General features: G+C 70.3%; 19 protein-coding genes. 12 read left to right on the top strand and 7 right to left on the bottom strand.

The features are described from left to right. Positions 1–55: 55 nt before the first annotated feature. A complete protein-coding gene (locus tag ACWEOW_RS12170) occupies positions 56–241 on the bottom strand; it encodes a DUF5703 family protein (protein ID WP_452269462.1) in 186 nt (61 codons plus the stop codon). 159 nt (positions 242–400) lie between these two features. Between ACWEOW_RS12170 and ACWEOW_RS12165 the strand changes: the two genes are divergently transcribed. Then, a complete protein-coding gene (locus ACWEOW_RS12165; protein ID WP_452269461.1) occupies positions 401–1,189 on the top strand; it encodes an LppX_LprAFG lipoprotein in 789 nt (262 codons plus the stop codon). Positions 1,190–1,330: 141 nt separating this feature from the next. Then, positions 1,331–1,825: a hypothetical protein gene (locus ACWEOW_RS12160; RefSeq protein ID WP_452269460.1), complete on the top strand. Its 495-nt coding sequence runs from the start codon at positions 1,331–1,333 to the stop codon at positions 1,823–1,825. A 16-nt stretch (positions 1,826–1,841) separates the two neighbouring features. Here the strand turns inward: ACWEOW_RS12160 and ACWEOW_RS12155 are convergent, their stop codons facing one another. Continuing rightward, positions 1,842–2,777: an aldo/keto reductase gene (locus ACWEOW_RS12155; RefSeq protein WP_452269459.1), complete on the bottom strand. Its 936-nt coding sequence runs from the start codon at positions 2,775–2,777 to the stop codon at positions 1,842–1,844. A gap of 75 nt (positions 2,778–2,852) precedes the next feature. Between ACWEOW_RS12155 and ACWEOW_RS12150 the strand changes: the two genes are divergently transcribed. Continuing rightward, positions 2,853–4,004: an LLM class F420-dependent oxidoreductase gene (locus ACWEOW_RS12150; protein ID WP_452269458.1), complete on the top strand. Its 1,152-nt coding sequence runs from the start codon at positions 2,853–2,855 to the stop codon at positions 4,002–4,004. A gap of 84 nt (positions 4,005–4,088) precedes the next feature. Further along, positions 4,089–4,949: an undecaprenyl-diphosphate phosphatase gene (locus tag ACWEOW_RS12145; protein ID WP_452269457.1), complete on the top strand. Its 861-nt coding sequence runs from the start codon at positions 4,089–4,091 to the stop codon at positions 4,947–4,949. Positions 4,950–5,063: 114 nt separating this feature from the next. On the opposite strand, the gene corA is transcribed toward ACWEOW_RS12145, so the two are convergent. Next, positions 5,064–6,065 carry a magnesium/cobalt transporter CorA gene (corA, locus tag ACWEOW_RS12140; RefSeq protein ID WP_452269456.1) on the bottom strand — a complete coding sequence of 334 codons (1,002 nt, stop codon included), beginning with the start codon at positions 6,063–6,065 and terminating at the stop codon, positions 5,064–5,066. Positions 6,066–6,175: 110 nt separating this feature from the next. Here corA and ACWEOW_RS12135 point away from each other — a divergent pair, with 110 nt between their 5' ends. From ACWEOW_RS12135 to mshC, 4 genes are all read left to right on the top strand, one after another. Beyond that, entirely contained in the window at positions 6,176–6,931 is a 756-nt protein-coding gene (locus ACWEOW_RS12135; RefSeq protein WP_452269455.1) for an MSMEG_4193 family putative phosphomutase, read from the top strand. 10 nt (positions 6,932–6,941) lie between these two features. Beyond that, positions 6,942–7,490 (top strand): DUF3090 domain-containing protein, encoded by a 549-nt coding sequence (locus tag ACWEOW_RS12130; protein WP_452269454.1) that lies wholly within the window; start codon positions 6,942–6,944, stop codon positions 7,488–7,490. Next, entirely contained in the window at positions 7,474–8,292 is an 819-nt protein-coding gene (locus ACWEOW_RS12125; RefSeq protein WP_452269453.1) for an SCO1664 family protein, read from the top strand. Before ACWEOW_RS12130 ends, ACWEOW_RS12125 begins: the two co-directional genes overlap by 17 nt. Positions 8,293–8,359: 67 nt before the next feature. Then, positions 8,360–9,616, top strand: a complete 1,257-nt coding sequence (gene mshC, locus ACWEOW_RS12120) for a cysteine--1-D-myo-inosityl 2-amino-2-deoxy-alpha-D-glucopyranoside ligase (RefSeq protein WP_452269452.1) — start codon at positions 8,360–8,362, stop codon at positions 9,614–9,616. Between the two features lie 16 nt (positions 9,617–9,632). Here mshC and ACWEOW_RS12115 read toward each other — a convergent pair whose 3' ends face one another. Then, complete coding sequence (locus ACWEOW_RS12115) at positions 9,633–10,487, bottom strand: PAC2 family protein (protein ID WP_452269451.1); 855 nt, start codon at positions 10,485–10,487, stop codon at positions 9,633–9,635. A 192-nt stretch (positions 10,488–10,679) separates the two neighbouring features. Between ACWEOW_RS12115 and metH the strand changes: the two genes are divergently transcribed. Beyond that, positions 10,680–14,465 carry a methionine synthase gene (metH, locus tag ACWEOW_RS12110; protein WP_452269450.1) on the top strand — a complete coding sequence of 1,262 codons (3,786 nt, stop codon included), beginning with the start codon at positions 10,680–10,682 and terminating at the stop codon, positions 14,463–14,465. Positions 14,466–14,469: 4 nt separating this feature from the next. Further along, the gene (locus ACWEOW_RS12105; protein ID WP_452269449.1) at positions 14,470–15,177 is read left to right on the top strand and encodes an HAD family hydrolase; all 708 of its coding nucleotides are present in this window, start codon (positions 14,470–14,472) and stop codon (positions 15,175–15,177) included. Between the two features lie 46 nt (positions 15,178–15,223). On the opposite strand, the gene ACWEOW_RS12100 is transcribed toward ACWEOW_RS12105, so the two are convergent. Together ACWEOW_RS12100 and ACWEOW_RS12095 are read right to left on the bottom strand one after the other, a co-directional pair. After that, complete coding sequence (locus ACWEOW_RS12100) at positions 15,224–15,970, bottom strand: LysR substrate-binding domain-containing protein (protein WP_452269448.1); 747 nt, start codon at positions 15,968–15,970, stop codon at positions 15,224–15,226. Between the two features lie 54 nt (positions 15,971–16,024). Beyond that, positions 16,025–17,377, bottom strand: coding sequence for an aminotransferase-like domain-containing protein (locus tag ACWEOW_RS12095; protein WP_452269447.1), 1,353 nt, complete (start codon positions 17,375–17,377; stop codon positions 16,025–16,027). 60 nt (positions 17,378–17,437) lie between these two features. On the opposite strand from ACWEOW_RS12095, the gene ACWEOW_RS12090 reads away from it, so the two are divergent. Beyond that, positions 17,438–18,940, top strand: coding sequence for a CoA-acylating methylmalonate-semialdehyde dehydrogenase (locus ACWEOW_RS12090; RefSeq protein WP_452269446.1), 1,503 nt, complete (start codon positions 17,438–17,440; stop codon positions 18,938–18,940). A 13-nt stretch (positions 18,941–18,953) separates the two neighbouring features. Next, on the top strand, positions 18,954–20,339 hold the full coding sequence (locus tag ACWEOW_RS12085) for an aminotransferase class III-fold pyridoxal phosphate-dependent enzyme (RefSeq protein WP_452269445.1): 1,386 nt from the start codon (positions 18,954–18,956) through the stop codon (positions 20,337–20,339). Between the two features lie 68 nt (positions 20,340–20,407). On the opposite strand, the gene ACWEOW_RS12080 is transcribed toward ACWEOW_RS12085, so the two are convergent. Continuing rightward, positions 20,408–22,384, bottom strand: a complete 1,977-nt coding sequence (locus ACWEOW_RS12080; RefSeq protein WP_452269444.1) for an asparagine synthetase B family protein — start codon at positions 22,382–22,384, stop codon at positions 20,408–20,410. Between the last annotated feature and the right edge of the window lie 45 nt (positions 22,385–22,429).

The following is a 22,429-nucleotide window of genomic DNA, read 5'->3' as shown; positions in this document are numbered from 1 at the left end:
TGCGGGCCGCTCCCGGCGTCGAGAGCCGGTCGGCCGGATCGGCCCGGCGGCCCGGTCAGGCCGTGCGCTCGACCCGCATGATGCGGCGGCGGAGCCACATCCGGCGCACGCCGCCCTCGTAGATGACGGTCCTGGCGAGCTCCCAGCGGCCGTACTCGGCATGGTCTCTGACGGCCTGGCGCGCCTCTGCCTTGGAGGTGTGCCGGTCGAAGGTGAGGACCCGGTACTCGTATTCGGTCATCGCCGCCATTGTGACACCAACGAGACCCGAACCCGGGCAGGCATGCAACATCCGCGCGGTAGCCTCATGCGGTCAGAGAAGGCCGCGCCGGGGAGGGTGCGGCACCAACGGGTTCACCGCCTGGCGATGCCCGGCGTAGAGGGCCCAGGAGGGCAACACGTGAGACTCAACCTTCGCCGCACCGCGGCCGCAGCCATCATCCTGCCGGTCGTCCTCGGCGCCGCCGCTTGCGGCAAGACCGAGACGCCGTCGACGGGCACGACCCAGTCCCAGAGTGCCTCGAGCACTGCCACGGGCAACTCGTCCGCGCAGCCGTTCAAGGACAAGGACGCGCTCGTCGCCGCGCTCAAGGCGGCCACCGACGGCGCCACGACGGCCCACGTCACCATGGCGATGGACGCCTCCGGCGAGAAGATCAGCATGGTCGGCGACACGAAGGTCGACAAGACCAACCCGGCGATGCGGGTCTCCATGGACATGGGCTCGGCGATGAAGCTCGACATGATCCTCGTCGACGGCAAGGTCTACATGAAGGGCTTCCCGGGGCTGGCCGCGAACAAGTGGGCGGTCGTCGACAGCTCCTCGACGATCGGAAAGCAGCTCGCGGACTCCCTGAACCAGGCGGACCCGTCCAAGATGTACGACCAGTTCGACAAGGCCGTCACCAACGTGAAGTACGTCGGGGAGGACACCGTCGACGGCGACAAGACCTACAAGTACGACCTCACGCTCGACAGCAAGTCCATCGAGGACACGCTGCCGGCTGAGGAGAAGGGCAAGCTCCCGAAGACCCTCAGCTACACGGTCTGGGTCGACGAGAAGGACCACCTGCGCAAGGTCGTCTTCAGCCTGATGGGCGTCGACGCCGAGATGACCATGAGCAAGTACGGCGAGCCGGTGGACATCCAGGCCCCGCCGGCGAAGGACACGGTCAAGGCCCCGATGTGACCGGTCCATCCCTCGGTCGGTGAACGACCTGGGAAGCACCGGTAAACGGTCCCGGCACGAGCCTCGCTCGTGCCGGGACCGTTCCGCTTTCGTGGCCCGAATTCGGTTCTCCTTCCTGGTTGGGTCCACTACGGTCGAAGCATGACCGACCCGCGTTCCGCCCTGGAGCAGCTCATCGCCGCCCTCGAGCGTCACTTCGAGGCCGCGAACGCGAGCCGCGACCCCGACCACCCCATGGTCGTCGCCGCCGCGCAGGATCTCGCCGAGGCTTTCGACGACTATGACGAGGCGCTGTACGACGCCACCGAGGTGGCGACACCACTGGCGATCTACGGCGACGACTTCGATGGGCACGAGGACGAGGACGGCACCGACGGCCGCGTCTACGCCGGTCTCGACTCCGACGACTACGAGGACGTCGCTGACGAGGACGAGGACGAGGACGACGACCTCGAGGATGACGAGGACGACGAAGACGAGGACGAGGACGACGACGAGGACGACGACCTCGACGAGGACGACGACTACGACGACGACATCGACTTCGAGGACGACGAAGACGACGAGGACGACGAGGACGAGGACGAGGACGACGAGGACGCGGCGATCCAGGACGGTGCGGACTCGCGCCGCTGAGGTCCCACCGTCGCAGTCAGGCTGACACGTCGTCCAGTGCGGTGACGATCTGCTCCGGCAGCTCCAGGTCGAGGCTCGACAGAGCCGTGCGCAGCTGGGCGGCGGTCCGAGCACCGACGATCGGCGCGGCCACTGCCGGCCGGTCGCGCACCCAGGCCAGCGCGACCTCGGCAGGCTTCACCCCGAGCCCGCGCGCTGCCATCGCCACCGCGTCGGCGACCCGGACGCTGTGCTCGTCGAGGAACCGCTCTGCGAAGCCGGGGAAGTCGGGCGACGCGGCTCGCGAGCCCGACGGTATGCCGCTGCGGTACTTCCCGGAGAGCACGCCGCGCCCGAGCGGCGACCAAGGGAGCAGGCCGATGCCGAGCGAGTCGGCAGCGGGTGTGACCTCGGTCTCGGGAGCACGGCATACCAAGGAGTATTGAACCTCGTTGGCCACCAAGGGAACTCGCGCGCTCTCCAGGAGACTAAAGGCTCGCGCCGACTGCCACCCCGAGTAGTTCGACACTCCGACGTAGCGCGCCCGCCCGGAGCCCGCCGCCCACTCGAGAGCCGACAACGTCTCCGAGAGTGGGACATCGTCAGACCAGGTGTGCACGAGCCAGAGGTCGACATGGTCGGTGCCGAGCCGGCGCAGGGACGCCTCGAGCTGCGCCATCAGCCCGCCGCGCGAGACGTCGACCCGCCGCTCGCTGCCCACCCGCGCGACGCCCGCCTTGGTGCAGACGACCACCTCGTCGCGCGGCACCGTGCTGGACAGCAGGCCGCCGAGGATCGTCTCGGCGTCTCCGCCGCCGTAGCCGTATGCCGTGTCGATGAGGTTGCCTCCTGCGTCGACGAAGGCGCGCAGATGGTCGGCCGCCTCGTGCCGGTCGACGGCGTTGCCCCAGAGCATGGTGCCCAGCGCCAAGGGGGTGACCGAGAGACCGGAAGAGCCGAGACGCCTGCGCATGTCCCAGACCGTAGTGCGTCGCGTCACGCCGTCATCGCACGCCACGTCGGGGCCCACGCCGATAGCCTGCGGCTCATGAAGATCGGAGTGAACCTGGGCTACTGGGGCCGCGGCACCTCGGGGGAGGACCAGATCGCGATCGGCCGCGAGGCCGACCGCCTCGGGTTCGACAGCGCCTGGGTCGCCGAGGCGTACGGCTCGGACAGCCCGTCCGTGCTGGCGTGGCTCGGGGCGGTGACGGAACGGATCGGGCTCGGCTCGGCCGTGATGCAGATCCCGGCGCGCACGCCCGCGATGACCGCGATGACGGCGGCAACGATCGACACCCTGTCGCACGGCCGGTTCCGCTTGGGGCTCGGCGTGTCAGGGCCGCAGGTGAGCGAGGGCTGGCACGGCGTGCCGTTCCGGCACCCGCTCGGACGCACCCGCGACTACGTCGAGATCGTCCGCGCAGCCATCCGGCGCGAGACGGTCGCCCACGACGGTCCGCACTACCCGCTGCCGCTGCCGGGAGGCCCCGGTAAGGCGCTCAAGCTCGCCGCCCGTCCCGCTCGGCCGGACATCCCGGTCTACCTGGCCGCGGTCGGCCCGAAGAACCTTCAGCTCACCGGCGAGATCGCCGACGGCTGGCTGGCGATCTTCTTCAGTCCCGAGCACGCAGGCGAGCTGCTGGCCACGATCGAGGCGGGGCGCCGGGCCGGCGGCAGGGGCACCGATGCCGACCCGATGGCCGGCTTCGACGTCGTGGCCACCACGCCGGTCGTCCTGGTGGACGACGTGGAGACGGCTGCCGGCTTCGTCCGCGACTACTGCGCGCTCTACATCGGCGGGATGGGTTCGCGCGAGCAGAACTTCTACAACCAGCTCGCCTGCCGGATGGGGTTCGAGGACGACGCCGCGCGCGTGCAGGACCTCTACCTCGCCGGCCGGCATCGCGAGGCTGCAGAGGCAGTGCCACTCGACTTCATCGACGAGACCGCGCTGCTCGGCTCCCCGGCCCGCATCGCGCGCCGCATGCGCCGTTATGAGGAGGCGGGCGTGACGACCCTCGCCATCGCGGCCAGCGGCGGGATGACGCGCGACCAGGCGCTCGCGACGCTCCAGGTCGTCGCCGGGATCGCCGGCCTCGAGCATGCGGCGGGCGCCGCGACAGCCGGTCGGGACCACGACCCCGGAAGCATCGCGGACCCGGACCCAGGTCCGCCTGTCAGCGGGGTATCGGGATAGGCTGCGACACTGTGCCAAGCGGCCGCCTCGCCCCATCGGGACGCGGCCGGACCCCGATCCCGCGCAGAAGGCTCCCGCTGACCCATGGCTGATCTCAGCTACCTCGACGCTGTCATCCTCGGCGTCGTCGAAGGCCTTACCGAGTACCTCCCGGTCTCCTCCACCGCCCACCTCACCATCACCGAGAAGCTCCTCGGGCTCGAGGTGGATGACCCCGCAGTGACGGCATACACCGCCGTCATCCAGCTCGGCGCGATCGCCGCGACGCTGATCTACTTCTTCAAGGACATCGTGCGCTTCGCGGTCGCGTGGTTCCGCGGGCTGACGCGGTCCGAGGGCCGCACCGACCCCGACTACGGGCTGGCCTGGGCGGTCATCATCGGCTCGATCCCCGTCGGCATCGTCGGCTTCCTGGCCCGTGACCTGATCTCGGGTCCGCTGCGCAGCCTGTGGGTCGTCGCGGTGGCTCTGGTGCTGTGGAGCGCGGTCATGGTGTTCGCCGAGCGGCGTTATGCCGAGATCGAGGCCCGGGGCCGCGTGCGAGGCGAGCACTCCGTCACCCCCATCGACGGGCTCGCGATCGGGCTGATCCAGTGCTTCTCGCTCATACCCGGCGTCTCCCGGTCCGGTGCGACCATCTCCGCCGGCATCTTCCGCGGCATCGACCGTGTGACGGCGACGCGGCTCAGCTTCTTCCTCGCCATCCCGGCGCTCTCGGCGGCCGGCCTCTTCCAGGCGGTCGAGGAGAAGGACGGGCTCGCGGCGTTGGGGGGCGGCCCCGTGGTCGTCGGTCTCGTCGTCGCCTTCGTCGTTGCCTACGGCTCCATCGCCTGGTTGCTGCGGTTCGTCGCGTCGAACACCCTCATCCCGTTCGTCTGGTACCGCGTGATCCTCGGCCTCGTGCTCGCCGCTTCGCTGACCGCGGGCTGGATCTCGGCGACCTGACGCCGGTCGCGGGAGTGACCAGGGCACTCACTCGACCGGGTGGGGTGGCTGGTCGAGTGAGTGCCGAGTCTCAGGGGTTACATGACCCGGTCCGCTCACGGTCCGGGCGGCCCGCTACAGCCAGCCGGACCGCTTGAACGCCCGGTAGAGCAGGGTGCAGGCCCCGGCCATGATCCCCAGCACGAGGAAGTACCCGTAGCGGAACTCCGATGAGCCGAGATGGATGCTCGCGGACAGCTCGGGCATGTTCTCGAAGTTCATGCCGTAGATCCCGGCGATCATGGTGGGCACGGCAGCAATCGCCACCCAGGCCGAGATGCGGCGCATGTCCTCGTTCTGCTTGACCGAGACGCTCGCGAGGTGCGCCGAGAGGATGTCGGTCAGGAGACGGTCGTACGACTCGACGTGGTCGTTGACCAGCCGCAGGTGGTCGGCGACGTCTCGGAAGAACACGACGAGCTCGGTGTCGAGGGCGCGCCCCCGGCCGCGCTCCATGAAGTTGGCCAGGGTCTCGGCCAGCGGCTGGCTCGCCCGGCGGAACTCGAGCACCTCGCGCTTGAGCCGGTAGATCGTATTCGCATCGCCGGAGTGCGCAGACCCGAAGACCTGCTCCTCGATCTCGTCGAGGTCCTTCTTGATCTCACGGTCGACGAGGACGTAGTTGTCCACGACGGAGTCCATGACGGCGTGCAGCACCGTCATCGGACCATGGCCGAGGCGCTCCGGCTCGATCTCCAGGCGTTGCCGCACGCCGGCGAGCGCGTTGCCCTCGCCGTGGCGGACCGTGACGACGAACTTGTCGCCGATGAACAGCATCACCTCGCCGGTCTCGACGTCACTGGTCGCCTCGATATAGCGCAGCGTCTTGAGCACGACGAACGTCGAGCCTTCGTACTGCTCGATCTTTGCTCGCTGATGGCCGTACACCGCGTCCTCGACGGCCAGCGGGTGCAGGTTGAGCTCCTCGTTGACGAGCGCGAACTCCTCGTCGGTCGGGTCCTTCAGGCCGATCCACAAGAAGCCTTCCACCCCCAGGCGGAGGGCGTCGAGCTCGTCGCTGAGGTCGCCGCACCCGTGACGGCGGCCGTCCTTGTAGATGGCCTTGTCCACGATCACCCTCCTACTTCACCACGCGTGGCCGGGGATGGCACGCAGGTCCGCCGCGACGCCCTCCGCCGGCGGGCAGGTATGCCGGGCGATCGAGACCGCCGTCTACTCTGGCCGTTGTGCCCACCGTGATCTTCGTCCGCCACGGACGCTCGACGTCGAACACCGCAGGCACCCTCGCCGGCTGGATGCCGGGCGTCTTCCTCGACGAGACGGGGGAGCGTCAGGCGGCCTCGCTCGGTGAGCGCATGGCAGCCGCGACGCTCCCGATCGCCGAGATCGTGTCCTCGCCGCTGGACCGGTGCGTGCAGACGGCCGACCTGCTGGCGGCCGCGCTTCCAGCACAGGTCGGCCGTAGTGTCCACGACGGGCTGGGGGAGTGCCGTTACGGCGCCTGGACCGGGCGTCCCATCGCGGAGCTGGCCAAGGACGAGCTCTGGCGGGTCGTGCAGGACCGCCCCAGCCAGGCGCGCTTTCCCGACTCGGCGGCATACCCAGCCGAGTCGATGTCGGAGATGCAGGAGCGCGCCCTTCGCGCGGTCCGCGAGACCGACGCGCGCATCCTGGAGACGCACGGTGCGGACGCCGCCTGGGTGGCGGTGTCCCACGGTGACGTGATCAAGTCGATCCTGTCGAACGCCGCAGGCGCGCACCTGGACGACTTCCAGCGGATCACCGTCGATCCCGCCTCGGTCAGTGTCGTGCGCTACACGAGCCGCAGGCCGTTCGTGCTCCGGGTCAACGACATCGGCGGCGACCTGAGCGACCTGCGTCCACCACAGCGACGCGCCGTCGAGGACGGCGACGCCGACGTGGGCGGCGGCGCCGGTCCGGCGCAGCCCGGCGACTCCGGCACGACCGAGATCGTCGGATAAGGTCGAGATCATGACCGTCCAGGACTTCGACCCCGCAGACCGGTTCGTCGCCGGCACGGTCGGACCCGCCGGTCAGCGGGCCTTCTACCTGCAGGCGAGCGCCGGCGCGCGGATCGTCACGGTCGGGGTGGAGAAGCAGCAGGTCTCGATCCTCGCGGACCGTATCAACGACGTTCTCGACCAGCTCGCGCCCGCGGCCGCGATCGAGCCGGGCGAGCCGGGTGGCATGCCGGAGGACAGCGAGCCGTTGCAGACTCCGTTCGACGAGGACTGGCGGGTCCAGACGCTGTCGCTGGCCTGGGACGAGGATCGCCAGCGGCTGGTCATCGAGTGCCATGACCACGACCCGGACGAGACCGACGAGCAGGTCGACGACGAGGAGGTCGGGCCGCTCGGACGCAACTCGATGCGAGTCACGCTCGGCCCCGCCGAGGCGCGCGCCTTCGCCCGTCGCAGCACCGCCATCGTCGCTGCAGGTCGCCCGCCGTGTCCCTTCTGTGGCGGGCCGCTCGACCCCACGGGCCATATCTGCCCGCGGGCCAATGGCTACAAGCGCTGAGCTGCCCGAGCCGACGGAGTCGGCGGTCGACCTGACCGGCGAGATCGAGGTCGTCGGGCGCATCGCCGACTCGTCCAACCTCGCCGTGCTCGCGCGGGTGTCCTCGGCGCCCGGGTGCCACGTCATCTACAAGCCGGTGCGCGGTGAACGCCCCTTGTGGGACTTCCCCGACGGCACCCTTGCGGGCCGCGAGGTCGCCGCACACGTCGTGTCCGAGCTCGGCGGCTGGTTCGTCGTGCCGCCGACGGTGCTGAGGGACGGGCCCCTCGGCCCCGGCTCGGTGCAGCTGTGGATCGGCGACCCGTTCGACCCCGTGCCCGACGACGCCGTGGTCGACCTCGTCCCGGGGGGCCGGACACCGGACGGCTGGCGGGCGGTCTTCGACGGCGAGACACCGGGCGGAGAGGCCGTCACCGTCGTCCACTCCTCGGCTGACGACGTGCGCGGCCTCGCAGTCCTCGACGCCGTCATCAACAACTCGGACCGCAAGGGGTCGCACTGCCTGCGTGATGCCAACGGCCGGCTCTGGGCCATCGACCACGGCGTCACCTTCTCGCCGACGCCCAAGCTGCGGACCGTGCTGTGGGGCTGGGCCGGTGAGCCCCTGCCTCAAGCCGAGGTCGACCGTCTCGAAGGGCTGCAGGCCCTGCTGGAGCAGGAGCCGGCCCGCACCCGCATGCTCACCCTCCTGCCAGTGGGCGACGTCGACGCGCTCGTCAGCCGCATCGCCCGGCTCGTCCGGACCCGGGTGCATCCGTACCCGAGCCCGGACTGGCCGTCGGTGCCCTGGCCGCCGCTCTGAGTAACCCACACGCTCGATCGCCGACCGCGCGGAGAGACCCTTGAGGTCGCCGGGATAGGCTGCGCGCGTGAGAAGCTGGCCGATGCCGTTCATCCCCCAGGTCCCCGGCAGCGCGCCCGAGGTGCGCGTCCGCGACACGGCATCCGGCGACCTGGTGCCCGTCGGCACCGGCGACACGGTCACCGTCTACGTCTGCGGGATCACCCCCTACGACGCCACCCACCTCGGTCACGCGGCCACCTACGTGACGTTCGACCTGCTGGGCCGGGTGCTGCGCGACAGCGGCCGCGCCGTCCGGTATGTCCAGAACATCACCGACATCGACGACCCGCTGCTCGAGCGTGCCGAGCGCGACGGCATACCGTGGGAGGAGCTGGCCACACGCGAGATCGCGCTCTTCCGCGAGGACATGACGGCCCTGGCCGTGATCCCGCCCGACGAGTATCTCGGGGCCGTCGAGAGCATCCCGACCTTCGTCGGGCCGATCGAGCGGCTCGTGGCCGACGGGTGGGCGTATGCCGTCCCGGCCCCTGACGCGTCCCGTGAGGGAGCGAGCGACTACTACTTCGACACGGCCAGTGACCCGCGGTTCGGCGCTGTGAGCCACCTCGACGAGGCGGGCATGCTCGAGGTCTTCCAGGAGCGCGGGGGAGACCCTGACCGAGAGGGCAAGCGCAGCCGGCTCGACGCCTTGCTGTGGCGCGCCCACCGCGACGGGGAGCCGGAGTGGGACGGTGGGTCCCTCGGCTGGGGCCGCCCGGGGTGGCACATCGAGTGCGCGTGCCTGGCGATGGATCACCTCGGCGTCCCGGTCGACGTGCAGGGCGGTGGCACCGACCTCATCTTCCCGCACCACGAGATGAGCGCGGCCCACGGGCGTGCCCTCGCCGGCACCGATTCCTTCGCGGGCGCCTTCGTGCACCAGGGGATGGTGGGCCTCGACGGGGAGAAGATGAGCAAGAGCCGCGGCAACCTCGTGCTCGTGTCGCAGCTGCGTCGCGAAGGCGTCGACCCCATGGCGATCCGGCTGGCCCTGCTCGCGCGGCACCACCGGGACGACTGGATCTGGGACGACGGCCAGCTCGTCGACGCGCAGCAGCGGCTCGAGACCTGGCGAAAAGCCCTGTCGGGCAACGGAGGTCCGGTCGCCGACCAGACCGTCGACGACATTCGTGCAGCGCTGGCCGACGACCTGGACAGCCCGAGGGCAGTGGCCGCCGTGGACCGCTGGGCCAGCCAGGCGCTCTCCCGCGGCGGGGACGACCCCGGTGCTCCGGGCGTGCTCGCGCGAGCCCTGGACGCCATCCTCGGCGTGCGGCTCTGACGACCTGCGGCTCGGGCTACCGACCCGTCTGGTCGTCGTCGCGACCGCGAAGGTAGCGCTCGAACTCGCGTGCGATCGCGTCCCCACTCGCCTCGGGCAGCTCGGCCGTGTCCTGCGCCTCCTCGAGCGACTGGACGTACTCGGCGACCTCCTCGTCGGACTGCGCCAGCTCGTCCACGCCGCGCTCCCAGGCACGGGCGTTCTCCTCGAGCTCGCCGTGGGGCACGGTGATGCCGAGCAGTGACTCGATCCGGCGGAGCAGGCTCAGGGTGGCCTTCGGCGACGGTGGCGCACCGGCGTAGTGCGGCACGGCGGCCCACGCCGACAGGGTCGGGATGCCGAACTCGGCGGCGGTGTGGCTGACCACGCCGACGATGCCGGTCGGGCCTTCGTAACGGCTCGACTCCAGGTCGAACCGGTGGAGCACCGCATCGTCCTCGGCCGTCGCCGTGACGGGGATCGGCCGGGTGTGAGGCACGTCCGCCAGCAAGGCCCCGAGGGTGAGGATCGTCGTCACGCCGAGCTGCTGGGCCAGGTCGAGCAGCTCGGCCGTGAAGGCGCGCCACCGCATCGACGGCTCGATGCCCTGGACCAGCACGACGTCGTGGTCGAAGCCCGTCTCGGTAGCCACGAGGATGCGGGTCGTCGGCCAGGACAGCACCCGCCGGCCCTCCTCGATGGACACGCGCGGCCGGTTGACCTGGAAGTCGTAGTAGTCCTCAGGGTCGAAGGCCGCGATGACTTCGGCGTCCCACACCTCGCTCAGGTGGCGCACCACGCTGCTCGCCGCCTCGCCGGCGTCGTTCCAGCCCTCGAAGGCAGCGATGAGCACCGGGTCGGTGAGCTCCGGTACGTCCTCGAACTCCAGCACGTGGCCTCCTTCGCCGCGGGCCCGGACGGCCCACCCCATCAGCCTATGCCGGGCGGCCGTCAGCGTGCCGACGACGCGGCTGATCCGACCGAAGAGCGGGCAGTGCGGGAGACCTTCACAGCAGGTCCGTAGAATCGGGCCGGTCCCCTCACACGGCCACCAACCCCGGCCTCCAGCCCGAGAGGAGCCACGTTGACCCTGGCGCCCCAGCCGCAACCCGATGCCACCGAGACCCTGACCGCGACGCTCGCCCAGCGGATCATGATCATCGACGGGGCCATGGGCACTGCCATCCAGCGCGACCGGCCCGACGAGGCCGGCTACCGCGGCGAACGCTTCGCGGACTGGCCTACCGACGTCGTGGGCAACAACGACCTGCTGACCATCACCGCGCCCGACATCATCGCCGGCATCCACCGCGAGTACCTCGAGGCCGGCGCCGACATCATCGAGACGAACACCTTCAACGCCACCGCGGTGTCGCTGTCGGACTATGGCATGCAGGAGCTCGCCTACGAGCTCAACTACGAGGCGGCCGCCCTGGCCCGGCGCGAGGCCGACGCGATGACGGCCCGCACCCCGGACCGGCCGCGCTACGTCGCGGGGGCCCTCGGCCCGACGACCCGGACCGCGTCGATATCGCCTGACGTCAACGACCCCGGGGCCCGCAACGTGTCCTACGACGGGCTCGTCGCGGCATACCTCGACGCCGCCCGGGGGCTCGTGGACGGCGGGGCCGACGTGCTGTTCATCGAGACCATCTTCGACACCCTCAACGCGAAGGCGGCCATCTTCGCCGTCGAGACGCTCTTCGACGAGCGAGGGCGTCGCTGGCCCGTCGTCGTCTCCGGCACCATCACCGACGCGTCCGGGCGCACGTTGTCCGGCCAGGTGACCGAGGCGTTCTGGAACTCCATCCGGCACGTGTCACCACTGGCGGTCGGGCTCAACTGCGCGCTCGGGGCCAAGGAGATGCGGCCGTACATCGCCGAGATGGCGCGCATCGCCGACTCGTTCGTGTCGTGCTACCCCAACGCGGGGCTGCCGAACGCCTTCGGTGAGTATGACGAGGCGCCCGAGGAGACGGCCGCGATCGTCGCCGAGTTCGCCGAGGCCGGTCTGGTCAACCTCGTCGGCGGGTGCTGCGGCACCACGCCCGAGCACATCGCGGCGATCGCCAAGGCCGTCGACGGCAAGGACCGGCGCAGCGTCCAGACGATCAGCCCGGCGATGCGGCTGTCCGGGCTCGAGCCGTTCGCCATCACCGACGACAGCCTCTTCGTCAACGTGGGCGAGCGGACCAACATCACCGGCTCCGCGCGCTTCCGCAACCTCATCAAGGACGGCGACTACGACGCCGCCCTGTCGGTCGCGGCCCAGCAGGTCGACAGCGGAGCCCAGGTCATCGACGTCAACATGGACGAGGGCATGATCGACGGCGTGGCGGCCATGGACCGCTTCCTCAAGCTCGTCGCCAGCGAGCCCGACATCAGCCGGGTGCCGGTCATGATCGACTCCTCGAAGTGGGAGGTCATCGAGGCCGGGCTCAAGTGCGTCCAGGGCAAGGCGATCGTCAACTCGATCTCTCTCAAGGAGGGCGAGGAGCCCTTCATCGAGCACGCCCGACTCGTGCGCCGTTACGGCGCCGCAGCGGTGGTCATGGCGTTCGACGAGCAAGGGCAGGCGGACTCGCTCCGGCGCCGCACCGAGATCTGCGCCCGCGCCTACCGGATCCTCACCGAGCAGGTCGGCTTCCCGCCCGAGGACATCATCTTCGACCCGAACGTCTTCGCCGTCGCGACCGGCATCGAGGAGCATGCGGCATACGGCCTCGACTTCATCGAGGCGACCCGGTGGATCAAGCAGAACCTCCCTGGTGCGAAGGTCTCCGGCGGCATCTCGAACGTCTCGTTCTCGTTCCGCGGCAACAACCCGGTCCGCGAGGCGATCCACGCGGTCTTCCTGTACCACGCGATCGGCGCCGGCCTCGACATGGGCATCGTCAACGCCGGGGCGCTCGCCGTCTACGACGAGGTCGACCCAGAGCTGCGCGAGCGCATCGAGGACGTCGTGCTCAACCGACGGCCCGACGCGGCCGAGAGGCTCCTGGAGATCGCCGAGGCGCACAACCGGTCCGGGACGGTCGACGAGGCTACCGAGCAGCAGTGGCGGTCCCTACCGGTCACCGAGCGGATCACCCACTCGCTCGTGAAGGGTATCGACGCCTTCGTGGAGGCCGACACCGAGGAGCTGCGGTCGCAGATCGCCGAACGCGGCGGCCGCCCGATCGAGGTCATCGAGGGACCCCTCATGGACGGCATGAACGTCGTCGGGGACCTCTTCGGCTCCGGCAAGATGTTCCTCCCGCAGGTGGTCAAGAGCGCCCGGGTCATGAAGAAGGCCGTCGCCTACCTCATCCCGTACATCGAGGAGGAGAAGGCCAACAACCCCGAGCTGGCCAAGCAGAAGGACACCAACGGCACGATCGTCATGGCCACGGTCAAGGGCGACGTCCACGACATCGGCAAGAACATCGTCGGCGTGGTCCTGCAGTGCAACAACTACGAGGTCATCGACCTCGGCGTCATGGTGCCGGCGCAGACGATCCTCGACGCCGCGAAGGAGCACGAGGCCGACCTCATCGGGCTCTCCGGGCTCATCACGCCATCCCTCGACGAGATGGTCAACTTCGCCGCGGAGATGCAGCGCACGGGGATGACGATCCCGCTGCTCATCGGCGGGGCGACGACCTCTCGTGCGCACACTGCGGTCAAGGTCGACGGGCGCTACGACGGTCCGGTCGTCTGGGTCAAGGACGCGTCGCGGTCGGTGCCCACCGCCGCGGCACTGCTCAGCGACGAGCAGCGGCCGAGGCTCATGGCACAGGTCAAGGCCGACTACGACGCCCTGCGCGCCCGCCATGCCTCGAAGCACGACCGCCCGCTCGTGACCCTGGAGCAGGCTCGGGAGCGTCGGTCGCCGATCAGCTGGGAGGGGTACCGGCCCCCACAGCCCCACCTGCTGCTCCAGCAGGAGAAGGACGTCTCGACGATCACGCGGTCGCGCACGGTCACCCAGCACGTCAAGGTGCTGCACGACTACCCCTTGGGAGAGCTCCGCCGCTACATCGACTGGCAGCCGTTCTTCAACGCCTGGGAGCTCAAGGGCAGCTTCCCTGACATCCTCAACAACCCCGCGAGCGGACCGGCCGCACGCAAGCTGTACGACGACGCGCAGGCAATGCTCGACCGCATCGAGCAGGAGCACTGGCTGCGCGCCAACGGTGTCATCGGCTTCTTCCCGGCCAACGCCGTCGGCGACGACATCGAGGTGTATGCCGGCGAGTCCCGTGAGGCGCCCATCGCCGTCCTGCACCACCTGCGCCAGCAGGGCGACCACCGCGCGGGCGTGCCCAACCGCAGCCTCGCCGACTATGTCGCGCCACCCGGCACCCGCGACTGGATCGGTGGGTTCGCGGTGACGGCGGGCCTGGGCGCGGCCGAGCGGGTCGCCGAGTTCAGGGCGAAGCTCGACGACTACGACGCGATCCTGCTCGAGTCGCTGGCCGACCGGCTCGCCGAGGCCTTTGCCGAGCGGCTCCACGAGCGGGTCCGCAAGGAGTTCTGGGGGTATGCCCCCGACGAGCACCTCGACAACACGGCCCTGATCAAGGAGCAGTACGCCGGCATCAGGCCCGCCCCTGGGTACCCCGCGTGCCCGGAGCACACGGAGAAGGCGACGCTGTGGAGCCTGCTCGATGTCGAGGCCAACGCCGGCATCGAGCTGACCGACAGCATGGCGATGACCCCTGGCGCGTCGGTGTCCGGGTGGTACTTCTCGCACCCGCAGTCGCAGTACTTCGTCGTGGGGCGCCTCGGCCGCGACCAGGTGCAGGACTACGCCGACCGCAAGGGCTGGACCCTGGCCCAGGCCGAACGCTGGCTGTCGGCCAACCTCGCCTACGACCCGGAGGACTGACCCGGTGACCTTGTCGCAGACCGACCTCGACGAGGCCTCCCGGCCCACCCTCCCAGCCGCGGTCCTCTGGGACATGGACGGCACTCTCGTCGACACCGAGCCGTACTGGATCCAGGCCGAGCACGAGCTGGTCGCCGAACACGGTGGGGTGTGGAGCGACGAGTTCGCCCACCAGCTCGTCGGCAACGCGCTCGAGGTCTCGGCGCAGCTGATCCTCGACCAGTCCGGCATCGAGCTGAGCGTGCCGGAGATCATCGACGCCCTGCTCGTGCGGGTCATCTCCCAGGTGGAGCAGCGGGTGCCGTGGCGACCGGGCGCGCGAGAGCTGCTCGCCGAGCTCGGGTCCCTCGGCGTGCCCTCCCTGCTGGTGACGATGTCGTGGCGCACGCTCGCGGACACCGTCGTGGCCAACCTGCCCGACGGCGCGTTCAGCCACCTGGTCACCGGCGACGAGGTGAGCCATGGCAAGCCGCACCCCGAGCCTTACCTGGCCGCGGTGCGCCTCGTCGGCGCCGAGCCCGCTGACTGCGTCGCGATCGAGGACTCACCGGCCGGCGTCCGGTCGGCAACAGCCGCCGGCGTGCCGACGATCGCGATCCCACACGTCGTCCCCGTCCCGGACACCGAGGGATCGGTCCGCATCGACACGCTGGCCGGCGTGTCGGCCACCGACCTCATGACGATCGTGGCGCCGGTGCTGCCCCGGCCCTGACGGGTGAGATCGCCTGTTGCCGGCGCGAGCGGTGGGCCGTGGCGGGTCAGTGGCGTCCGCGTCGCTGGCTGCGCCGCTGGCCGCCTTTGGTGCGGGTGGTACGCCGGGGCGCGGCACCGCGCTGGGGCAGCGACCGGGTCCGCCCATCGCCCGTCCGTTCGGCCGTCGGCGAGCCCGTCGGCTCCCCACCCCGGCTGCTGCGCTCGGTGCGTCCGCGCACGATCCCGATGAACTCCTCGATGCGTGGGTCGGTGTCATCGACCCGCCACGCGAGCCCGACCGTCGAGCCCGCGACGCCTGCGACCGGGCGATGCACGACGTCCTTGCGGTGGTGGAGTCGGGCGATCGACATCGGAAGGATGACGATCCCGGAGCCTGACGCGACCACCGAGATCGCGTCCTTCGCGGTCATGGCCGGCATGGCTCGGGACCGGTCGACGACGTCGGGCGACGCGAGCGCGAGCCATTCGGGAACGTCCTCGGGGCGCTGCACCAGGACCTCGTGGCCGAGATCGGCCACGTCCACCACCTCGTACGCCGCAACGGGGTGGTCTTTCGCGACGACGACGACGGGGACCTCCTCGTAGAGCGAGATCAGGTGCATCCCTCGCCGGTCGACGGGCAGCCGCACCAGGCCCATCGACGCGGTGCCGTCGCGCAGGGACGCCAGCTCGGGGTCGTCGTCGACCGCGACGGCCTCGATCGGCTCGTCAGGCTTGCGCCGGATCCAGGTGCGGACCCACTTGTCGGGCGTCACGCCGGCGACGAACTCGATGCGGAAGGCTTCGCTCATGTGCGTCTCCGGCCTCTCGGGGTCGGGTTCGAGGCTAGCCGAACGCGCGCTCGCTCACCGGTGCTGCGCGGTCCAGGCGCCTGCTTCCGCGGCGTCGGCGATCCGGTCGGCCAGCTCCACGTGGCCCTCCCTGACCAGACCGGTGGTGACACGCACGTGTCCCGCCGGCCCGGAGGCCCCCTGGACCGAGAACGGCGAGCCGGGGGTCACCGCGATCCCCTGGCTGGCCAGCCGCAGGACCGCGGCCGGCTCGTCACGCACCGGGACCCAGATGTTGAGCCCGTCCGTGCCCGGCACCTCGACGCCGCGCTCCGCAAGTCGTCTCACGACGAGATCCCGGCGCCGCGCGTACTCGGCCCGCGCCCGGTTGACCACCCGCGTCGCCTCCTCGTCGCGCAGGAGCCCGGCGAGGACGCGCTGCAGCAGCCGGCTCGACCAGCCCTGGCCGAGGGCGCGGGCGTGTCGCACCGGTGCGAGCAGCGTGCTCGGGCCACTCACCGCCGCGAGCCGCAGGTCGGGGCCGTGTGACTTGCTGAAGCTCCGGACGTGGATCACGGTGTCGGGGATCCACGTGCCGAGGCTGATCGGCGGGGAGGTCGAGATCGGGCCGCTCGAGTCGTCCTCGACAACGAGACAGTCGTGACCGCGCAGGAGGGCCGCCAGCCGTCGAGCGCGGGTCGGCGACATCGATATGCCGGTCGGGTTCTGGCCGCGGGGCTGGAGCACGAGGGCCGCCGGGCGGCGGGTGAGTGCGGTCTCGACGGCATCGAGGTCTATTCCCGTCTCGTCGAGGGGCAGGCCTACCACCTCGACCCCGCGGTCCTCGAGCAGGTCCAGCAGCGGTGGGAAGCCGGGATTCTCGACGAGGACGATGTCGCCCGGACGCAGCAGCGCGCGAGTCACGAGGTCGAGGGCATCCATGGCGCCGTCGGTCACGAGAAGGTCCTCGACGGCATACGGCCACTCCGTAAGCAGCACCGCCTTCAGCTCGTCGAGCACCGGGTCGTCGAGGTAGCTGCTCGGGGTGGTCGGGTCGCTGAGGCTGGCCAGCACCGGCCCGAGGTGGGGCAGCAGCGCGCTGTCCGGTATGCCGGTCGACAGGTCGAGGGCGGCAGGTGAGGCGTGGCGCAGTGCTCGGGTGTACCGCTCGCCGCCGCGGACGGTCGGTGCCACGGTGGTCCCGCGCCGGCCGTCCGAGTGGATCGTCCCGGACCGCGCAAGCAGCTGCCAGGCGGCGCTCACCGTCGTCGGCGACATCATCAGCTCCTCGGCGACCTTGCGGATCGGCGGGAGCTGGTCGCCCGGAGCCAGGGCGGCGTCGCGGATCGCGCGCGTCACCGCCTGGGCAAGGCCCTTTGCGGTGGGGGTATCGAGGCGTTCCTCGATGGTGGAGATGACGGCGCGCATGTTTGTAACGTAGCAAAGATTTGTTTGTACCGCCTGTACGTGGCACGTAATCTGGACGCCATGACGACGATCTCGCTGACGCCTATCGACCACTGGATCTCCGGCAGTCGGGTCCCCGGCACCTCCGGTCGCACCGCTCCCGTGCACGACCCCGCCACAGGGGAGCAGACAGGTGTGGTGCCGCTCGCGTCCGTCGCCGAGGTCGACGCCGCGGTCAAGACCGCGGTGGCCGCAGCCCAGGAGTGGCGCACCAGCTCGCTGTCCAAGCGCGCCGCAGTGCTCTTCGCCTTCCGCCAGCTCCTGCACGACCGCACGGACGACCTCGCCGCGATCATCACCTCCGAGCACGGCAAGGTGCTCTCTGATGCGGCCGGCGAGATCGCTCGCGGTCTCGAGAACGTCGAGTTCGCCGCCGGAGTGCCGCAGCTGCTCAAGGGCGGGTTCTCCGAGCAGGCCGCGAGCGGGGTCGACGTCTACAGCATCCGTCAGCCGCTCGGTGTCGTGGCCGGCATCACGCCGTTCAACTTCCCCGCGATGGTGCCGCTCTGGATGTGCGCCAACGCCATCGCCTGCGGCAACGCCTTCGTGCTGAAGCCCAGCGAGAAGGACCCGTCCGCGGCCCTGTTCCTGGCCGAGCTCTGGAAGGAGGCGGGTCTACCCGACGGCGTCTTCACCGTCGTGCACGGCGACAAGGAGGCCGTCGACGCGCTGCTTGACCACGACGACATCGCCGCGGTGAGCTTCGTCGGGTCGACGCCGATCGCCAAGTACATCTACGAGCGCGGCACCGCAAACGGCAAGCGCGTGCAGGCGCTCGGCGGGGCGAAGAACCACGCCTTGGTGCTACCCGACGCGGACATCGACCTTGCCGCCGACTCGATCGTGTCAGCGGCATACGGGGCCGCAGGGGAGCGGTGCATGGCCCTGTCGGTCGCGGTAGCCGTCGGTGACGCAGGCGACCGGCTCGTCACGGCGATCTCGTCCCGCTTGCCCTCGCTCACGGTCGGGCCGGGCAGCGAGCAGGGCACCGACATGGGTCCGCTCATCACCCGCGAGCACCGAGACAAGGTGGCCGGGTACGTCGACGCCGGCGAGGCGGCGGGGGCGACGGTCGTGGTCGACGGCCGCACCCAAGAGGTCCCGGGCGACGGTTTCTTCCTCGGGATGACGCTGCTCGACGACGTGACGCCGGACATGACCGTCTACCGCGACGAGATCTTCGGCCCCGTCCTGTCCGTAGTGCGCGTCGCCACCTACGACGAGGGTCTCGCCCTGATCAACGGCAACCAGTACGCCAACGGCACCGCGATCTTCACCCGTGACGGCGGTGCCGCCCGACGGTTCCAGAACGAGGTCGAGGTCGGCATGGTCGGTATCAACGTGCCGATCCCGGTCCCGGTCGCGTACTACTCCTTCGGCGGCTGGAAGGACTCCCTCTTCGGAGACACCCACATGTACGGTCCCGAGGGGATCAACTTCTACACGCGCGGGAAGGTCGTGACGCAGCGCTGGCCCGACCCGGCCACCTCGTCGATCGACCTCGGATTTCCCCGCACCCGCTGACAGGACCGCTGACATGACAGACCTCGAGCACCGCACCGCGGTGAGTGCCCATCTCGACGCCATGACCGAGACCGACGTGCGGTCGCTCGACCGCGCCCACGTGTTCCACTCCTGGTCCGCTCAGGGCCTGATCGACCCACTGCCGATCGCCCGAGCCCAGGGGTCCTACTTCTGGGACTATGCCGGCAAGCGCTACCTCGACTTCAGCTCGCAGCTGGTCAACGTCAACATCGGGTACCAGCACCCGAAGGTCGTGGCCGCCATCCAGGAGCAGGCCGCGCGCCTCACGACGATCCAGCCGTCGTTCGCCAACGACGCCCGGAGCGAGGCTGCACGCCTCATCACCGAGGTCGCGCCCGAAGGGCTGACGGCCGTGTTCTTCACCAACGGCGGGGCCGAGGCGAACGAGAACGCCATCCGGATGGCCCGGCTGCACACGGGCCGGCACAAGGTGCTCGCGACCTACCGCAGCTATCACGGCGCAACGGCGGGAGCCATCACCATGACCGGTGACCCGCGCCGCTGGCCGTCCGAGCCCGGCTTCCCCGGCATCGTCCACTTCTGGGGGCCGTACACCTACCGGTCGGCCTTCCACTCCGAGACCGAGGAGCAGGAGCGCGACCGCGCCCTCGCGCACCTGCGCGACACGATCATGGTCGAGGGCGCGCACACGATCGCCGCGATCATCCTCGAGACCGTCGTCGGGACCAACGGCATCCTCGTCCCCCCGGACGGGTACCTCCAAGGCGTGCGCGACCTGTGCGACGAGCACGGCATCGTCCTGATCGCCGACGAGGTGATGGCCGGGTTCGGTCGCTGCGGAGAGTGGTTCGCGGTGGACCACTGGAACGTCCGCCCCGACCTCATCACCTTCGCCAAGGGTGTGAACTCCGGGTATGTCCCGCTCGGCGGGGTCGTCATCTCTGACGACATCCGGGCCAGCTTCGAGACCCAGGCCTTCCCTGGCGGCCTGACGTACTCCGGGCACCCTCTCGCATGCGCGTCTGCCGTCGCCTCGATCAACGCCTTCCACGATGAGGGCATCATCGACAACGCCCGTCGCCTCGGGACAGAGGTGATCGGCCCGCGCCTTCGCGAGATCGCCGGCAAGCATCCGAGCGTCGGTGAGGTGCGCGGCCTCGGGGTCTTCTGGGCGGTGGAGCTGGTGCGGGACCGGGAGACTCGGGAGCCGCTCGTGCCCTACAACGCGTCGGGCGATGCGGCAGCGCCGATGGCTCGGTTCGCGGCGGCGTGCAAGGAGCGGGGTCTCTGGCCGTTCACACACTTCAACCGCACCCACGTCGTGCCGCCGTGCACGACGACGCCGGCGGAGGCCATCGAGGGGCTCGACATCCTCGACGCGGCGCTCGACGTCGCAGACGAGTTCACGACGGGCTGACCCCCAGCGTGTCGGCGGCCGTCCGCCTCAACGGATGGTCGCCGACACGGTCCTCTGACCTCGAATCGTCACGGGGTGCCGACCGGCGTGCTCCGGCGCACCGAGTCCGGCATCGGCGCGGCGGACTCACCCGCGGCGCGCGCGGGCGCCACGTCGCAGAACTCGCGCAGCCACAGCTCGACGTTGAGAATGCGCCAGAAGACCATCGAGTCGTGACCGCTGCGACCGGCGAGCCAGTCGTCGAAGGCGGCCACCACGGCTTCTTGGTCGAAGTACGGACGGCGTGCGAACGACTCCGACACGAACACGTCCCGCACCACGTCGCCCATCTCGTGGAACCACTCGTTCTGTGGGGTCGTAAAGCCGATCTTGTTGCGGCGCAACGTGATCGACTCAGGAAGCACGTCGCGCACTGCCTCGCGAAGGAGGCGCTTGTTCCAGCCTGCGCCCACGACCGATGCGTCCGGCTGTGCGAACACGAACCGCACGAGGTCGGGGTCGAGGAAGGGAACGCGGCCCTCCACCGAGAAACGCATCGAGTTGCGGTCCTCGTATCGAAGCAGCGAGGGGAGGGACCCGACGAACAGGTCGTGGACGAGCCGCTCGCGCAGCGAGCTGGTCGGCGCGGCATACCTCTCGGTGCGGTGCGCCGTGCCGAAGGCGGGGTCGAGCAGGGGGGTCACCGAGGCGGAGCGCATGGTGGGCAGGATGCGGCGGGCCCGGTTGCGCGCCAGCCCGGCGAACACGTCGCGGAGCGCGAAGGCCTCGCGGACGCCACGCCCGCGGTGACGGCCGAGCAGCTCGCGCACGTGCACGACGACCTGCGGGACGTAGCCGGCGAGGACCTCGTCCGCACCCTGGCCGTCGAGCATGACGGTCACGTGCCGGCTCGCCTCGCGCATCACGCAGTACTGCGCGTACGGCCCGGACGAGATGACCGGCTCCTCCTGGGCCCGCACGAAGTCGGTGAGGTCGGCAACGAGCTGGCGGCTGGCCGGCTTGACCGCGTGGCCGCTGACCCGGTCCCGCCGGCCGTCGAGCGCGGCGTCGACCCAGCGCTGCTCGTCGTTGCGGTAGCCGGGAAAGACCGCTGAGAAGGTGTTCTGCCGTGGACCGACCGAGCGCGCGGACTCGTCGGGGAGAAGCTCGTCGATGAGCGCAGTGACGGCCGAGCTGTCGAGACCTCCCGACAGAGAGGTGCCGACCGGCACGTCGGCGCGCAGCCGTATCCGGACCGCTCGTGTCAGTGCTCCCCGGAAGTGGGCGCTGACGTCGGGATCGTGCCGCTCGTCGCGGCGGGTCGGCTCCACGAGCAGGTCGCCGCGCAGCGAGGTGAAGGCGCGCCGGCGGACGCCCCGTGCCGAGATGGTGAGGACCTCGCCCGGAAGCACGCGCTCGATGCCGTCGAAGAACGTGTGCGGCCCGTCGTCGTGGACGCGGAAGCAGAGGTACCGGTACACGCTCCGGTCATCAGGCCGGGGCTCGACGAGGCCGGTCGCCAGGATCGGGCGGATCTCGCTGGCGAAGAGCCAAGCCTCAGCGGACTCGCCGGACTCGCCGGACTTACCGGACTCACCCGTCTCACCGGACCCCGGCAGCCCGACCCGGGCGACATGCAGGGGTTTGATGCCGAAATGGTCACGAGCGAGGGTGAGCGTCTGCGCGTCGCGGTCCCACAGTGCGAGGGCGAACATGCCGTTGAACCGGTCGAGCGCGGCCTCGCCCCACTGGGCGAGCGCGTGGAGCACGACCTCGGTGTCGCAGCGCGTCGTGAACGTGCGCCCGAGCGCTTCCAGCTCCTGTCTGAGCTCGCCGTGGTTGTACACCTCGCCGTTGTAGACCAGCGTGTAGCGCCCGTCCGGGGTGCTCATCGGCTGGCGACCGCCCTCGCGGTCGATGACGGCGAGCCGCTGGTGGGCCAGGCCGGCCGGACCGTCCAGGTGCACGCCGGAGCCGTCGGGTCCGCGGTGCTGCTGGGCCGCGTTCATCCGGTCGAGCAGCGCCCGGTCGGGCGCCAGCCCGAAATACCCGGCGATCCCACACATCTGCCGTTTCCTCCCGCTCGAACGACGGCACCTCAGGTGATCCGT

It is taken from the genome of Monashia sp. NPDC004114 (genome assembly GCF_053603855.1).
This window is presented reverse-complemented; position numbering and strand designations above follow the sequence as displayed.

What these genes read in the sequence shown, in the direction of transcription:
- ACWEOW_RS12155 (WP_452269459.1), bottom strand. Translation starts at nt 2,777, where the DNA reads ATGCGCAGGCGTCTCGGCTCTTCCGGTCTCTCGGTCACCCCCTTGGCG.
- ACWEOW_RS12090 (WP_452269446.1), top strand. Translation starts at nt 17,438, where the DNA reads ATGACGACGATCTCGCTGACGCCTATCGACCACTGGATCTCCGGCAGT.
- ACWEOW_RS12125 (WP_452269453.1), top strand. Translation starts at nt 7,474, where the DNA reads ATGGCTACAAGCGCTGAGCTGCCCGAGCCGACGGAGTCGGCGGTCGAC.
- ACWEOW_RS12150 (WP_452269458.1), top strand. Translation starts at nt 2,853, where the DNA reads ATGAAGATCGGAGTGAACCTGGGCTACTGGGGCCGCGGCACCTCGGGG.
- ACWEOW_RS12095 (WP_452269447.1), bottom strand. Translation starts at nt 17,377, where the DNA reads ATGCGCGCCGTCATCTCCACCATCGAGGAACGCCTCGATACCCCCACC.
- ACWEOW_RS12170 (WP_452269462.1), bottom strand. Translation starts at nt 241, where the DNA reads ATGACCGAATACGAGTACCGGGTCCTCACCTTCGACCGGCACACCTCC.
- ACWEOW_RS12080 (WP_452269444.1), bottom strand. Translation starts at nt 22,384, where the DNA reads ATGTGTGGGATCGCCGGGTATTTCGGGCTGGCGCCCGACCGGGCGCTG.
- ACWEOW_RS12160 (WP_452269460.1), top strand. Translation starts at nt 1,331, where the DNA reads ATGACCGACCCGCGTTCCGCCCTGGAGCAGCTCATCGCCGCCCTCGAG.
- ACWEOW_RS12100 (WP_452269448.1), bottom strand. Translation starts at nt 15,970, where the DNA reads ATGAGCGAAGCCTTCCGCATCGAGTTCGTCGCCGGCGTGACGCCCGAC.
- ACWEOW_RS12145 (WP_452269457.1), top strand. Translation starts at nt 4,089, where the DNA reads ATGGCTGATCTCAGCTACCTCGACGCTGTCATCCTCGGCGTCGTCGAA.
- ACWEOW_RS12130 (WP_452269454.1), top strand. Translation starts at nt 6,942, where the DNA reads ATGACCGTCCAGGACTTCGACCCCGCAGACCGGTTCGTCGCCGGCACG.
- ACWEOW_RS12085 (WP_452269445.1), top strand. Translation starts at nt 18,954, where the DNA reads ATGACAGACCTCGAGCACCGCACCGCGGTGAGTGCCCATCTCGACGCC.